Annotated in this window: 13 protein-coding genes and 4 tRNA genes; 2 read left to right on the top strand and 15 right to left on the bottom strand. The window is 45.3% G+C overall.

The genetic code is table 11. The annotated features are described in order from the left end of the window. Window positions 1-93: 93 nt before the first annotated feature. The 12 genes from rpoB to J4N42_RS12975 form a co-directional block, all read right to left on the bottom strand. Window positions 94-4122 carry a DNA-directed RNA polymerase subunit beta gene (gene rpoB / locus J4N42_RS12920; protein WP_252028502.1) on the bottom strand — a complete coding sequence of 1343 codons (4029 nt, stop codon included), beginning with the start codon at window positions 4120-4122 and terminating at the stop codon, window positions 94-96. 234 nt (window positions 4123-4356) lie between these two features. Further along, a complete protein-coding gene (gene rplL / locus J4N42_RS12925; protein WP_252028505.1) occupies window positions 4357-4725 on the bottom strand; it encodes a 50S ribosomal protein L7/L12 in 369 nt (122 codons plus the stop codon). A 57-nt stretch (window positions 4726-4782) separates the two neighbouring features. Further along, window positions 4783-5277 carry a 50S ribosomal protein L10 gene (gene rplJ, locus J4N42_RS12930; protein ID WP_252028508.1) on the bottom strand — a complete coding sequence of 165 codons (495 nt, stop codon included), beginning with the start codon at window positions 5275-5277 and terminating at the stop codon, window positions 4783-4785. A 249-nt stretch (window positions 5278-5526) separates the two neighbouring features. Continuing rightward, complete coding sequence (gene rplA / locus J4N42_RS12935; protein ID WP_252028512.1) at window positions 5527-6231, bottom strand: 50S ribosomal protein L1; 705 nt, start codon at window positions 6229-6231, stop codon at window positions 5527-5529. Between the two features lie 4 nt (window positions 6232-6235). Beyond that, window positions 6236-6664 carry a 50S ribosomal protein L11 gene (gene rplK, locus J4N42_RS12940; RefSeq protein ID WP_008078231.1) on the bottom strand — a complete coding sequence of 143 codons (429 nt, stop codon included), beginning with the start codon at window positions 6662-6664 and terminating at the stop codon, window positions 6236-6238. A gap of 146 nt (window positions 6665-6810) precedes the next feature. After that, window positions 6811-7359 (bottom strand): transcription termination/antitermination protein NusG, encoded by a 549-nt coding sequence (gene nusG / locus J4N42_RS12945; protein ID WP_047042347.1) that lies wholly within the window; start codon window positions 7357-7359, stop codon window positions 6811-6813. A 12-nt stretch (window positions 7360-7371) separates the two neighbouring features. After that, complete coding sequence (secE, locus tag J4N42_RS12950; RefSeq protein WP_252028515.1) at window positions 7372-7752, bottom strand: preprotein translocase subunit SecE; 381 nt, start codon at window positions 7750-7752, stop codon at window positions 7372-7374. A 274-nt stretch (window positions 7753-8026) separates the two neighbouring features. After that, the gene (tuf, locus tag J4N42_RS12955; RefSeq protein ID WP_252028435.1) at window positions 8027-9211 is read right to left on the bottom strand and encodes an elongation factor Tu; all 1185 of its coding nucleotides are present in this window, start codon (window positions 9209-9211) and stop codon (window positions 8027-8029) included. Window positions 9212-9312: 101 nt separating this feature from the next. Beyond that, window positions 9313-9388: transfer RNA gene (locus tag J4N42_RS12960), tRNA-Thr, on the bottom strand. A gap of 13 nt (window positions 9389-9401) precedes the next feature. Beyond that, a tRNA-Gly gene (locus J4N42_RS12965) sits at window positions 9402-9476 on the bottom strand. Window positions 9477-9511: 35 nt separating this feature from the next. Continuing rightward, window positions 9512-9596, bottom strand: a tRNA-Tyr gene (locus J4N42_RS12970). Window positions 9597-9644: 48 nt separating this feature from the next. Continuing rightward, window positions 9645-9720, bottom strand: a tRNA-Thr gene (locus J4N42_RS12975). A 212-nt stretch (window positions 9721-9932) separates the two neighbouring features. On the opposite strand from J4N42_RS12975, the gene coaA reads away from it, so the two are divergent. Further along, window positions 9933-10856 carry a type I pantothenate kinase gene (gene coaA / locus J4N42_RS12980; protein WP_252028518.1) on the top strand — a complete coding sequence of 308 codons (924 nt, stop codon included), beginning with the start codon at window positions 9933-9935 and terminating at the stop codon, window positions 10854-10856. 64 nt (window positions 10857-10920) lie between these two features. Here the strand turns inward: coaA and J4N42_RS12985 are convergent, their stop codons facing one another. Both J4N42_RS12985 and J4N42_RS12990 read right to left on the bottom strand, forming a co-directional pair. Continuing rightward, entirely contained in the window at window positions 10921-11346 is a 426-nt protein-coding gene (locus J4N42_RS12985) for a DUF805 domain-containing protein (RefSeq protein WP_252028521.1), read from the bottom strand. Window positions 11347-11381: 35 nt separating this feature from the next. Further along, a complete protein-coding gene (locus J4N42_RS12990) occupies window positions 11382-11729 on the bottom strand; it encodes a 5-carboxymethyl-2-hydroxymuconate Delta-isomerase (protein WP_252028524.1) in 348 nt (115 codons plus the stop codon). A gap of 237 nt (window positions 11730-11966) precedes the next feature. Between J4N42_RS12990 and tpiA the strand changes: the two genes are divergently transcribed. Beyond that, the gene (tpiA, locus tag J4N42_RS12995; RefSeq protein WP_252028527.1) at window positions 11967-12737 is read left to right on the top strand and encodes a triose-phosphate isomerase; all 771 of its coding nucleotides are present in this window, start codon (window positions 11967-11969) and stop codon (window positions 12735-12737) included. 80 nt (window positions 12738-12817) lie between these two features. Here the strand turns inward: tpiA and J4N42_RS13000 are convergent, their stop codons facing one another. Further along, window positions 12818-14050 (bottom strand): styrene monooxygenase/indole monooxygenase family protein, encoded by a 1233-nt coding sequence (locus J4N42_RS13000; protein ID WP_252028529.1) that lies wholly within the window; start codon window positions 14048-14050, stop codon window positions 12818-12820. Between the last annotated feature and the right edge of the window lie 96 nt (window positions 14051-14146).

Here is a 14146-nt window from a genome sequence, read left to right on the forward strand (position 1 = left end):
GTAAGGAGTTAAAAGGGGCTCACCCGCAAAAGTGAGCACCTTCTACCAAATAATCGCTTTTTATCCTCTCAACCTCGGTCAAGAGGAAAGAGATTACTCTTCGTCTTCTAGCTCGATGTTGATACCTAGCGAGCGAATCTCTTTCAACAGTACGTTGAACGATTCTGGCATGCCAGGTTCCATGCTGTGGTTGCCATCTACGATGTTCTTATACATCTTAGTACGGCCGTTAACGTCATCCGACTTAACTGTTAGCATTTCTTGTAGGGTGTAAGCAGCACCGTAAGCTTCAAGTGCCCATACTTCCATCTCACCGAAACGCTGACCACCGAACTGAGCTTTACCACCAAGTGGTTGCTGAGTTACTAGGCTGTAAGAACCTGTTGAACGAGCGTGCATCTTGTCATCAACAAGGTGGTTCAGTTTCAGCATGTACATGTAACCAACAGTTACAGGACGCTCAAACGCATCACCAGTACGACCATCAAACAGAGTTAGCTGGCCAGATTCTGGTAGATCACCAAGTTTTAGAAGCTCTTTAATCGACTTCTCTGATGCACCGTCAAATACCGGAGTCGCGATCGGTAGACCGCCACGCAGGTTCTTGATCAATGTACGAACTTCATCGTCAGATAGAGATGCAATATCTACAGACTGGCGAGTTTCGCCTAGGTCGTAAACTTTTTGCAGGAATTCGCGGAATTTCGCTAGCTCTTGCTGCTCTTTCACCATCTGGTTGATCTTGTCACCGATACCTTTCGCTGCCAGACCTAAGTGTACTTCTAGGATCTGACCGATGTTCATACGCGAAGGTACACCCAGTGGGTTCAGTACGATGTCGACAGGTTGACCTTTCTCATCGTATGGCATGTCTTCAACAGGGTTAATCTTAGAGATAACACCCTTGTTACCGTGACGACCCGCCATCTTATCACCAGGCTGGATGCGACGTTTAACCGCTAGGTAAACCTTAACGATCTTCAGTACGCCAGGCGCTAGATCATCACCTTGAGTGATCTTACGACGCTTAGTTTCAAACTTCTTATCGAAATCTGCTTTTAGCTCATCCCACTGCTCAGCAAGTTGCTCAAGCTGTGATTGTAGCGCATCGTCTTCTAGCGTTTGCTCTAGCCACTTCTTACGATCGATAGCATCAAGCTTAGCTTCAGAGTAACCACCTTGTAGTAATACAGCACGAACACGAGCAAGTAGACCACCTTCAAGAATTTGGAACTCTTCAGTAAGGTCTTTCTTCGCTTCTTTAAGCTGCATTTGCTCAATTTCAAGCGCACGCTTGTCTTTTTCTACGCCATCGCGAGTAAAGACTTGAACGTCGATGATGGTACCTGAAACAGAGTTTGGTACACGTAGTGAAGTATCTTTAACGTCTGATGCTTTCTCACCGAAGATAGCACGTAGTAGCTTCTCTTCAGGTGTTAGCTGAGTTTCACCTTTAGGCGTCACTTTACCAACTAGGATGTCACCACCCTTAACTTCAGCACCGATGTAAACGATACCTGACTCGTCTAGTTTAGACAGAGCAGATTCACCTACGTTTGGAATATCCGCTGTGATCTCTTCAGAGCCCAGTTTAGTATCACGTGCCACACAAGATAGTTCTTGAATGTGGATAGTTGTGAAACGGTCTTCTTGAACTACGCGCTCAGATACTAAGATCGAGTCTTCGAAGTTGTAACCATTCCAAGGCATGAACGCGATACGCATGTTTTGACCGAGCGCTAGTTCACCAAGGTCTGTTGAAGGGCCATCAGCAAGAACGTCACCGCGTGCAACAGGTTCACCTGGCATTACAGTTGGGCGCTGGTTGATACATGTGTTCTGGTTAGAACGCGTGTATTTAGTTAGGTTGTAGATGTCGATACCAGCTTCACCAGGGATCAGCTCATCTTCATTTACTTTAACTACGATACGAGATGCGTCTACAGACTGAATCATACCACCGCGTTTAGCTACGGCTGTTACACCAGAGTCTACTGCGATGTTACGTTCGATACCTGTACCAACTAGAGGCTTATCAGCTTTAAGTGTTGGAACAGCCTGACGTTGCATGTTCGCACCCATCAATGCACGGTTCGCATCATCGTGTTCTAGGAACGGGATTAGCGATGCAGCGATAGATACTACTTGGTTAGTCGCAACGTCCATGTAGTTAACATGTTCGCGAGGGTGAAGACCAGATTCACCTTTCTGACGAGCAGTGATGAGTTCTTCAGCAAACGTACCTTCTTCAGTAAGAACAGTGTTTGCCTGCGCGATTACGAATTGACCTTCCTGAATTGCAGATAGGTAATCTACTTCGTCTGTTACTACACCATCTACCACACGGCGGTACGGAGTTTCTAGGAAACCGTACTCATTACAACGTGCGAACGCAGATAGTGAGTTGATTAGACCGATGTTCGGACCTTCAGGTGTTTCGATAGGACATAGACGACCGTAGTGAGTTACGTGTACGTCACGTACTTCGAAGCCTGCACGCTCACGAGTAAGACCACCAGGACCCAATGCAGAAATACGACGCTTGTGCGTTACTTCTGATAGAGGGTTGTTTTGGTCCATAAACTGAGAAAGCTGTGAAGAACCGAAGAATTCTTTAACTGCCGCAGAAATTGGCTTAGCGTTGATTAGGTCTTGAGGCATGATTGCATCAAGATCACCAAGGCTTAGACGCTCTTTAACAGCACGTTCTACACGAACTAGACCAACACGGAATTGGTTCTCTGCCATTTCACCGACTGAACGGATACGACGGTTGCCTAGGTGGTCGATATCGTCCACTTCGCCTTTACCGTTACGGATCGCGATCAACTTCTTCATCACTTCGATGATGTCAGTTTCGTCTAGAGTGCCTTGCTCGCCAGCGTCTTCACGTTCGATAGAGCTGTTAAACTTCATACGACCAACAGTCGATAGATCGTAACGCTCTTCAGAGAAGAACAAGCTCTCGAACAGAGACTCTGCAGCTTCTTTTGTTGGCGGCTCACCAGGGCGCATCATGCGGTAGATTTCTACCAATGCTGAAATACGATCAACAGTGCTGTCGATACGAAGAGTTTCAGACATGAATGGACCGTGGTCTAGATCGTTAGTAAATAACGTTTCTAGTGCTTTGTGACCCGCTTGAGATAGGTTTGCTAGAGCTTCTAGGCTGATCTCTTGGTTTGCACCAACGATGATCTCGCCAGTTGCTTCGTTGATGTAATCTTTCGACGCAACTTTACCTACGATGTACTCAACTGGTACTTCGATGTGCTCTACGCCATCTTTTTCAAGTTGGCGAATGTGACGTGCAGTCACACGACGACCAGTCTCTACGTAAGTTTTACCATTTGCTTCGATGTCGAATGACGCAGTTTCACCACGTAGACGATCTGGTACCAACTCCATTAGAAGAGTTTGGTCTTTCACTTCGAAGTTCACTTTCTCGAAGAATAGATCCAAGATCTCTTCTGTCGACTTACCTAGTGCACGAAGGATGATTGAAGCAGGTAGCTTACGACGACGGTCGATACGAACGTACAAGTTATCCTTAGGGTCAAACTCGAAATCAAGCCATGAACCACGGTAAGGAATAACACGTGCGTTATATAATACTTTACCTGAAGAGTGAGTCTTACCTTTATCGCTGTCGAAGAACACGCCTGGGCTTCGGTGCAGCTGAGATACGATAACACGCTCAGTACCGTTGATTACAAAGGTACCATTGTCTGTCATAAGCGGAATTTCGCCCATGTAGACTTCTTGTTCTTTAATGTCTTTTACAGTGCCTGCTGGTGCATCTTTATCAAAGATAACTAGGCGCAGTTTTACACGTAGTGGCTTTGAGTACGTTACACCACGAATTTGACATTCTTTAACATCAAATACTGGCTCACCAAGACGGTAGCTAACGTATTGCAGCTCAGAGTTGCCGTTGTAGCTCTGGATTGGGAATACAGAACGGAAAGCAGCTTCAAGACCGTATTGACCCTCAGGATCCTGTTCGATGAATTTATCGAAAGAATCAAGCTGGATCGATAGCAGGTATGGAATGTCCAAAACTTGTGGACGAGTACCAAAGTCCTTACGGATGCGCTTTTTCTCGGTATAAGAGTAAACCATGGGGTTCCTCAGCTCGCTGATAAGTGACCCAAACTGTCCAAAACGTTTTCAAACGGGACAGTGACTAACAACTGTTTGATCGTAGTGACATTTCATTAGGAGCTAACAAAATGTTTTTTGCTAGGTATCTGGGTGCTCAAACAGCGGAAAATCACCCGACCCCTACAGCGCAAAAAGGCCGGTGGTCAATAAACCACCAGCCATTAGCCATTCGGCTAAGAAATTAAGTAATAATTACTTAACTTCAACAGAAGCACCAGCTTCTTCTAGTTGAGCTTTAAGAGCTTCAGCTTCAGCTTTGTCAACACCTTCTTTTAGAGGTGCTGGAGCGCCGTCTACAAGACCTTTAGCTTCTTTAAGACCTAGGCCAGTTGCGCCACGTACTGCTTTGATTACAGCAACTTTGTTACCGCCAGCAGCAGTTAGGATTACGTCGAACTCAGTTTGCTCAGCAGCAGCTTCGCCGCCAGCAGCGCCGCCAGCTACAACAGCAGCAGCAGCAGAAACGCCGAATTTCTCTTCCATCGCTTCGATTAGTTCAACAACTTGCATTACAGACATTTCTGCAACTGCGTCTAGGATTTGCTCGTTAGTAATAGACATAACAATTCTCTTTTAAATCAACAATAAGTTTATTAAGCAACCAGTAAAAAGCAAGGCTTACGCCGCAGCTTCTTCTTTTTGATCGCGTAGTGCAGCGATAGTACGTACCAGCTTGCCTGCAGAAGCTTCTTTCATGCACATCATTAGGCGTGCAATTGCTTCGTCGTAAGTTGGTAGTGTCGCTAGTACTTCAGCATCAGTAACCGCGCCTTCAAATGCAGCAGCTTTGATCTCGAAATCTTTGTTCTCTTTAGCGAAGTCTTTGAAAAGACGCGCTGCAGCACCAGGGTGCTCGTTAGAGAATGCGATTAGAGTAGGACCAGTGAAAGTGTCAGCTAGACACTCGTAGTCAGTACCTTGAACCGCACGGCGTGCAAGTGTGTTACGAACAACTTTCACGTAAACGCCAGCTTCACGAGCTTGCTTACGTAGAGAAGTCATTGCGCCAACTTCAACGCCACGAGAATCAGCTACAACTGCAGAAAGTGCACCACTGGCTGCTTCGTTGACTTCAGCAACAATTGCTTTTTTGTCTTGAAGATTCAATGCCATCTTGGATTAACCTCTGGTTGTGATTACAGCACTCATCACAGCATGTAATGAGCGTTTACGATGTGTTAGAGAAGTAAACAAGTTTACTCTAAACTGCCACATCGCCTACGTAGGGAAATTAAGCTATATCTGAATCAGTTACAGCACCTACGGTCTTGGGATAGATGATTTCAAATCACTTCAAAGATCACCCAACCACAATAATTAGGCGCAGAATTATACACTAATTCTGCGCCTAAGCAAATTGAATTAGCTTGCTTGAGTATTCAGGCTAGCTTGATCAACAGCAACACCAGCACCCATAGTAGTAGAGATGCTTACTTTCTTCAGGAAAGTACCTTTCGCTGAAGATGGCTTAGCTTTCTTAAGAGCGATTAGAAGAGACTCTAGGTTCTCTTTGATCTGCTCTGCAGAGAAGTTAGCTTTACCGATAGTAGTGTGGATGATGCCGTTCTTGTCGTTACGGTAACGAACCTGACCAGCTTTAGCGTTCTTAACTGCTTCAGCAACGTTAGGAGTTACAGTACCAACTTTAGGGTTTGGCATTAGACCGCGAGGACCTAGGATAGTACCTAGTTGACCTACAACGCGCATTGCATCTGGAGAAGCAACAACTACGTCAAAGTTCATTTCGCCTTTCTTCACTTGCTCAGCAAGATCTTCCATACCTACGATGTCTGCGCCAGCTTCTTTAGCTGCTTCAGCGTTTGCACCTTGAGTGAACACTGCAACGCGGATTTCGCGGCCAGTACCGTGAGGTAGTACAGTTGCACCACGTACGTTCTGGTCAGATTTACGAGCATCGATGCCTAGGTTAACAGCAACGTCTACAGACTCAACGAATTTAGCAGTTGCTAGTTCTTGAAGAAGAGCTACAGCTTCGTTGATTTCGTATTCTTTAGTTACGTCAACTTTTTCGCGGATTACGCGCATGCGCTTAGTTAGTTTTGCCATGATCTTAACCCTCTACCACTAGGCCCATTGAACGAGCAGTACCAGCGATTGAACGCTTCATTGCTTCGATGTCAGCACCAGTCATATCAGCAGCTTTAGTTTCTGCGATTTCTTGGATTTGAGCGTCAGTCACAGTACCCACTTTTTCAGTGTTTGGACGACCTGAACCAGACTTAACGCCAGCAGCTTTCTTAAGAAGAACAGCAGCAGGTGGAGTCTTAGTTACGAACGTGAAAGAACGATCGTTGTATACTGTGATTACTACAGGAGTAGGTAGACCTTTCTCAATAGATTCTGTTTTTGCGTTGAACGCTTTACAGAATTCCATGATGTTCACACCGTGTTGACCTAGTGCAGGACCAACCGGTGGACTTGGGTTTGCCATACCAGCTGCAACTTGCAGTTTGATATAAGCTTCAACTTTCTTAGCCATGATATTTCCTAAATTTTGGGTTCAGACGCCAGCTTTATCAGCCAGCTCCCCAGTTTTCATAAAAACTTTTTACAGTCTTACCTGTAAAAAGGCGCGAAATTATAAGCATAATTCGCGCCTTAGACAACCCTTTAAAAGGTGTTTTTTTAGTCAAGTTTTTCCACTTGACCAAATTCAAGCTCAACAGGAGTTGCACGACCAAAGATCGATACAGACACCTTAATGCGGCTCTTCTCGTAATCCACTTCTTCAACAGTACCGTTGAAGTCAGCAAATGGACCATCGTTAACACGTACCACTTCACCCGCTTCGAACATCGTCTTAGGACGAGGAGCTTCGCTCGCTTTCTCAAGGCGGTTTAAGATAGCATCCGCTTCTTTATCAGTGATAGGCGCTGGACGGTCAGAAGTACCACCAATGAAGCCCATTACACGTGGGATACTACGAACCAAGTGCCATGATTCATCGTTCATGATCATTTGCACTAGCACGTAGCCAGGAAAGAACTTACGTTCGCTTTTACGACGCTGGCCCGCACGCATTTCAACTACTTCTTCAGTAGGGACGAGTACTTCGCCAAATAGTTCTTCCATGCTGTGCATTTTAATATGCTCACGTAGCGATTGTGCTACACGACCTTCAAAGCCAGAAAAAGCTTGAACTACATACCAACGTTTTTTTGGAGCTTCACTCATGAATCAGAACCCTCACACCCCAGTTGCTAAGGCAACAAGACGAACCATAATTCCGTCAATGCCCCATAGCACTAGAGCCATTACAATACTTACAGCTAAAACGATCAAAGTTGTTTGCATAGTCTCTTGGCGAGTTGGCCAAACCACTTTGCGAACTTCCATACGAGATTCGCGTGCAAACTCGATCGCTGCTTTACCTTTTGTTGTAGTTGCAGCAACACCAAGTGCAGCAGCAATCAATACAACCACACCTGCAGCACGAACTACTACAGACATCTCACCATACAGGTAATTACCCACAACAGCGGCAGCTAGAAGTACAAAAGTGACAATCCACTTAAAAATATCAGCTGCGTTTGAGCTATCAGGAGTTTCAGCATTATTTGCTTTCATAAAACCAACCTGTCACAAGTCTTAATATAGACGACAACAACCCCGCTGTTGCAGGGCGAATTCCATTACATCGAGAAAATTTCGCGATGTACGCTTTCAAGAGAGAGGACAACGGCCTCAATCTAAAAATTCCTTGTTCTATGCATGTTTGATCAGAAAACCAACAAACATAATATCGAGCGCAGAAAAAGGGCATCAAATGATGCCCTTTTTGCTACTGGTTCGTCAAATCTAATTGATAGATTTTCAGAAGACTTTCGTCAATTCCTAAGAATTAGTCGAAGATCTTAGCAACAACACCAGCACCTACTGTACGGCCACCTTCACGGATAGCGAAACGTAGACCTTCGTCCATTGCGATTGGAGCGATTAGTTCAACAGTCATTTGAACGTTGTCGCCTGGCATTACCATTTCTACGCCTTCTGGAAGAGTGATGTCACCAGTTACGTCCGTTGTACGGAAGTAGAACTGTGGACGGTAGCCCTTGAAGAATGGAGTGTGACGGCCGCCTTCGTCTTTAGAAAGTACGTATACTTCTGACTCAAACTTAGTGTGTGGGTTGATTGACTTAGGAGCCGCTAGTACTTGACCACGCTCTACTTCGTCACGCTTAGTACCACGTAGAAGTGCACCAACGTTCTCACCCGCACGACCTTCGTCTAGAAGCTTACGGAACATCTCAACACCAGTACAAGTAGTTACTGTAGTATCTTTGATACCTACGATTTCTACTTCGTCACCTACAGTTAGGATACCGCGCTCGATACGACCAGTTACAACTGTACCACGACCTTGGATCGAGAATACGTCTTCGATTGGAAGTAGGAACGGTTGGTCTACTGCACGCTCTGGCTCTGGGATGTAAGAGTCTAGTGCTTCAGCAAGCTCAACGATCTTGTCTTCCCACTGCTTCTCGCCGTTTAGTGCGCCTAGTGCAGAACCTTGGATAACTGGTAGGTCATCACCTGGGAATTCGTACTCAGATAGAAGTTCACGAACTTCCATTTCTACTAGCTCTAGAAGCTCTTCATCATCAACCATGTCACACTTGTTCATGAATACGATGATGTATGGGATACCAACCTGACGGCCTAGTAGGATGTGCTCACGAGTTTGAGGCATTGGGCCGTCAGTCGCAGCAACAACTAGGATACCACCGTCCATCTGTGCAGCACCAGTGATCATGTTTTTAACATAGTCAGCGTGTCCTGGACAGTCTACGTGTGCGTAGTGACGAGTTGGAGTGTCGTACTCAACGTGAGAAGTTGCGATTGTGATACCGCGCTCACGCTCTTCTGGAGCGTTATCGATAGATGCGAAGTCTTTCGCTTCACCGCCGTATACTTTAGCTAAAGTAGTACAGATTGCAGCAGTTAGAGTTGTTTTACCGTGGTCAACGTGGCCGATAGTACCAACGTTTACGTGCGGTTTCGTACGTTCAAATTTTTCTTTAGACATGAGTTGTCCCTCTAGGTACGGATTTAGGTGGCTTTGACGACCACGCAACCAAAATAGTTTGGTAGTAAAGTATAAATCAAAAGGAAATTTTTGCGCAGAGCTGGTGCTGATACCCAGATTTGAACTGGGGACCTCACCCTTACCAAGGGTGCGCTCTACCGACTGAGCTATATCAGCACTCAAAATGAGTTGGAGCGGGCAGCGGGAATCGAACCCGCATCATCAGCTTGGAAGGCTGAGGTAATAGCCATTATACGATGCCCGCAACACGTAACTCTGAGAGCTATTTCCTTAAGAATATGGTGGAGGGGGACGGATTCGAACCATCGAAGGCAGTGCCAACAGATTTACAGTCTGCTCCCTTTGGCCACTCGGGAACCCCTCCAAATTTTTCGCCACTTTCTTTGCGCTTACGCCTAGCGTAAGGAGAAAATGGTGCCGACTACCGGAATCGAACTGGTGACCTACTGATTACAAGTCAGTTGCTCTACCTACTGAGCTAAGTCGGCATAAGTGGTGCGCATTCTATTGAATGATTTTCCTGCTTGCAATAGGAAATTTGAAAAAAAATCTCTTTTTAATCAGATTGTATTTATTTGGTGAATTTTCATGCAGTTTTCATGTTTTAAATCGAATCTTAGGTGTTTGTCATTTGCTTTCAAACTCGCTTGATGTATGTTCGCAACTCAGAACAGTCTTCATTTATTGATGTAGGTAAACTATGAGTCCTTTTATGTCTTTCGATCGCGCGATGTGGGCGGAGCTGCGTAATGCCGTGCCCATGACGTTATCCGAAAGCGACGTAAAAGAACTGCAAGGGGTTAATGAGAAGCTGACAATGAAAGAGGCGGTAGAAATTTACCTACCTCTCAGTCGCTTATTGAATCTTTACGTTGCTGCTCGCCAGCGCCGTAACTCGGTGTTACATGAGTTTCTTGGTAACGACCAAGTCGCCCCACCCTTCATTATTGGTATCGCTGGCAGTGTAGCGGTAGGTAAAAGTACCACCGCGCGTATTCTTAAAGCACTTCTGTCTCGCTGGGATAACCACCCAAAAGTGGAGCTGGTTACTACAGATGGCTTTCTTTACCCTAAGAAAGTGTTAAATGAACGCGAGATCATGCAGCGTAAGGGCTTTCCAGAGTCATACGACATCAAGCGCTTGGTTCAATTCGTTTCTGATGTAAAAGCGGGCAAACCCAACCTGACGGTACCAGTTTATTCACACATCACTTATGACATTACCGAAGATGTTAAAGTTGTTGACCGCCCAGATGTGCTCATCATCGAAGGATTAAATGTACTCCAAAGTGGGATGGATTACCCTCACGACCCGCATCGAGTGTTTATTTCTGATTTCTTAGATTTCTCTTTATATGTTGATGCTGAAACTGAAACCATCGAGCAGTGGTATGTCGAACGTTTCCTAAAGTTTCGCCAAGGCGCCTTTACTAAACCAGGCTCCTATTTCAGCCATTACACTCAGCTTTCGGAGCCGCAAGCAATCGAAAAAGCCAAAAGCATTTGGCAATCCATTAATGGATTGAACCTCGAGCAAAATATCCTACCGACTAAAGAGAGAGCGCAGTTGATTCTCCGTAAAGGCTTGGATCATACAGTTAAAGAAGTGCTACTCAGAAAGTAGGAAAAAGAAAAAGGTTGGCTTTAGGCCAACCTTTTTTGATCCAGTCAGTTTGAAAAGTAAGTGATTACTTTGGCTCAGGACCGTACTGGTTGTCACCCTCTTCACCTTTCATAAAACCACACTCTACAAGAATCCATGCACCACAGATGAGCGCTGCTAAGGAGCTGACTAATTGCAGTGTCGTGGTTTCAGTCATCTGACTCGGGTCGCCAACCGGTACTGTCATTCGGCCAATCACCAATGGTACGTTGAGCAAGAGGAACCAGCTTGAACGGCCTCTGTCGTGCCAACGTTTAGCAGTAATGGCTAAATCAGGCACCAATACACACAGTAGGAATAAAGGAAGAGCCAAGTGGGCAATAGCAGGGAAAAGAATGTTAATTCCCCCAGCAAATCCCATGATCGCCATGTAATACACAGCATTCCAAATCCAGTAAGTTTTACGACCAATTCGCCCTTGAAACGAAAATAGCAGTTCTTTCATCGACATCTTATTTAATCCACAAACACCACGAAACAGCGTGGTTAATTAATCACTTTTTGAAAACACTCTTTATCCATATCTCGAATGTTGACCGTTAAGCTTCGAACATGCCCGGCTTGCTGCTGAAGTACATCCATCAATTGACGCGACAGCTCCCTTTTTTGTTCAGGTGTACGCCCGTCTAGCATTTCGAAACTGATATGAATAAAGTCTACGCTATCACCTTCATCGCCGACTAGCCAATTGTGGCAACGCAGCGAGCGTGACTTTACGGAAATCACATCAAACAAACCACAGTTAAGCACGACTTCATGGAGATCTTCCAGTAGCCCCTGCACATTCACTCGTTCGTCGACTGAGTTTGAATATTCCATTACAAGATTCGGCATGTTATTTCCTTAAAATTGGCAGAAAGCGTGTAAACAGCGATAAATTCGCGTCAATCTCACCACTAATACCAATTAACAGCCAAGATTCCGAGATAATCGCTAATATTCTGTCTATTGGATCACTCAAGAACGACTCCAACCATTACATAAGACATGATTGGAATCATGATCTAGCGAATATTATCTGTTATATTCTTACGAAGATTTTTTACATTAATTAAAAAGGGAGATATTCCTATGCGTCGTCCTGTAGTGATGGGTAACTGGAAACTTAACGGCAGCAAAGCTATGGTAACTGAGCTGCTAACTGGCCTTAACGCTGAACTTGAAGGTGTTGAAGGTGTTGACGTAGCAGTAGCTCCACCAGCGCTATACATCGATCTTGCAGAGCGTGTAATCGCAGAAGGCGGTAACAAGATCATCCTAGGTGCTCAAAACACTGACCTAAACAACAGCGGTGCATTCACTGGCGATATGTCTCCAGAAATGCTGAAAGACTTCGGTGCTTCTCACATCATCATCGGTCACTCTGAGCGTCGTGAATACCACAACGAATCTGACGAGTTCATCGCTAAGAAATTCGCATTCCTAAAAGAGAACGGTCTCAAGCCTGTTTTCTGTATCGGTGAATCTGAAGCTCAAAACGAAGCTGGCGAAACTGAAGCAGTATGTGCTCGTCAAATCAACGCAGTAATCGACGCTTACGGTGTTGAAGCGCTAAACGATGCAATCATCGCATACGAACCAATCTGGGCTATCGGTACTGGTAAAGCAGCAACAGCTGAAGATGCACAACGTATCCACGCTTCTATCCGTGCACTAATCGCAGCGAAAGACGAAGCAGTAGCAGCACAAGTAATCATCCAATACGGTGGTTCTGTTAAGCCAGAAAATGCTGAAGCTTACTTCTCACAACCAGACATCGACGGTGCTCTAGTGGGCGGTGCTTCTCTTGACGCTAAGAGCTTTGCAGCAATCGCTAAAGCAGCGGCAGCCGCTAAAGCGTAATCGTTGATTCGAAGTTAATACAAAAAAGGCCAGCAATATGCTGGCCTTTTTATTTGGATGAAACCATAAAAGCGCGAAGATTAAACGGCAGACAGCTCTGCTAAGTATGCATTAGCGTGTTCTTCGTGTGAAAACCATGGGAACAAATCCGCAGGGTCATCGAAAGCATTCACAATCCGGTTTGCCAGTTTAGGATACTGACCAGCAGCCCCTAGTAGGTTTAAGACAAATTCCGGTGGCGGTGTCAGCATCATATTTGACCATGTGGTTGGCCACTGCGCGTATTGCCAAAACTGCTCAAATGTCTCTGTCATCCATTGTTCATCAAATGCCTGCTGACCATGAGAAATGATGCGCTCCAAATACAATTGCGCCGCTTTTGCTGCGTTGTTTGCCCCTTGCCCTGTAATCGGGTCATTCAAGCATAAAGTATCCCCTAGCCCAAATACCAACTTACCCGACGCTAGCTTCGCGACTGGTTTACGAACCGTAGGTACGAAACTTCCAGAGATCACCGCATTGTCATCAGTGAGTACTGCCTGTTCAATCCGCTGAGCTTCCCAAGGTAAGTAAGTGTTTAACACACTTCTGGCCTTTTCTAACACCTGCTCATTGCTCTCTAAACCTTCAAAACAGTCTAGTGGCCCATCAGGAATAACTTCAAATAACATCGCTTCACAAGCACCATTATGACTAAGCGCCGGCATGATAAAGAACTCCCCCGCACCAGGAATAACATTGAAACTAACGTTATCAAGCGGCTTATCGCCTTGCGGATTTTTTAGATACAGCAACACTAATTTACGTTGTGGTCGTTCAAATGGGCTGCGCAATGAATCGCGCTCAAACAGGTTGGCTAGCTCCGCTTTTCCCGTTGCCAGTATAAGCAAATCACTTTGCTCACCTAGCTGGTCTAAATCGCTCGGTTGAGTGCGTTTTACCACCAACTCGCCACCTAACTCCTCAAACTTATCCATCCAGTTTGGAAACTTGATTCTTTGGTCGACAGACAGAGCAAAGTGTGACAATCCACCTCGCCAGTTGATCACCTTCTCACCTAACGATTCTGGATGAGTCACACAAAGGTTAATCGCTTCAATTTTTGGGCATTGTTGCTCCCAATGGTTCAGAGCCAGTGCGCGTTCAGATTCTAATGCCGAGTGGAACATACATTGAGTCGACATCACCGGACCGTTTGCAATTTGTTCACCCGTGCGATCAGTTACTAACGTCACTCGATACCCGTTTTGTAATAATCCTATCCCTAATTGAAGTCCAGATTGCCCAGCACCAACTATCGTAATATGTTTCATTGCTTTCTCCTTGGCCTTTAGACCCGAGTGTAACTTATTGATATTTTTAAAATTAACGATACAAGCCAATACTCAGCCATAATAGTAAAAAGAAAC

This window comes from Vibrio sp. SCSIO 43135 (genome assembly GCF_023716665.1).
Classification (GTDB): Bacteria; Pseudomonadota; Gammaproteobacteria; order Enterobacterales; family Vibrionaceae; genus Vibrio; species Vibrio paucivorans.

Coding starts and splice junctions, on each gene's coding strand:
- rpoB (WP_252028502.1), bottom strand. CDS start 4,122: ATGGTTTACTCTTATACCGAGAAAAAGCGCATCCGTAAGGACTTTGGT.
- rplL (WP_252028505.1), bottom strand. CDS start 4,725: ATGTCTATTACTAACGAGCAAATCCTAGACGCAGTTGCAGAAATGTCT.
- rplJ (WP_252028508.1), bottom strand. CDS start 5,277: ATGGCATTGAATCTTCAAGACAAAAAAGCAATTGTTGCTGAAGTCAAC.
- rplA (WP_252028512.1), bottom strand. CDS start 6,231: ATGGCAAAACTAACTAAGCGCATGCGCGTAATCCGCGAAAAAGTTGAC.
- rplK (WP_008078231.1), bottom strand. CDS start 6,664: ATGGCTAAGAAAGTTGAAGCTTATATCAAACTGCAAGTTGCAGCTGGT.
- nusG (WP_047042347.1), bottom strand. CDS start 7,359: ATGAGTGAAGCTCCAAAAAAACGTTGGTATGTAGTTCAAGCTTTTTCT.
- secE (WP_252028515.1), bottom strand. CDS start 7,752: ATGAAAGCAAATAATGCTGAAACTCCTGATAGCTCAAACGCAGCTGAT.
- tuf (WP_252028435.1), bottom strand. CDS start 9,211: ATGTCTAAAGAAAAATTTGAACGTACGAAACCGCACGTAAACGTTGGT.
- coaA (WP_252028518.1), top strand. CDS start 9,933: ATGAGTCCTTTTATGTCTTTCGATCGCGCGATGTGGGCGGAGCTGCGT.
- J4N42_RS12985 (WP_252028521.1), bottom strand. CDS start 11,346: ATGTCGATGAAAGAACTGCTATTTTCGTTTCAAGGGCGAATTGGTCGT.
- J4N42_RS12990 (WP_252028524.1), bottom strand. CDS start 11,729: ATGCCGAATCTTGTAATGGAATATTCAAACTCAGTCGACGAACGAGTG.
- tpiA (WP_252028527.1), top strand. CDS start 11,967: ATGCGTCGTCCTGTAGTGATGGGTAACTGGAAACTTAACGGCAGCAAA.
- J4N42_RS13000 (WP_252028529.1), bottom strand. CDS start 14,050: ATGAAACATATTACGATAGTTGGTGCTGGGCAATCTGGACTTCAATTA.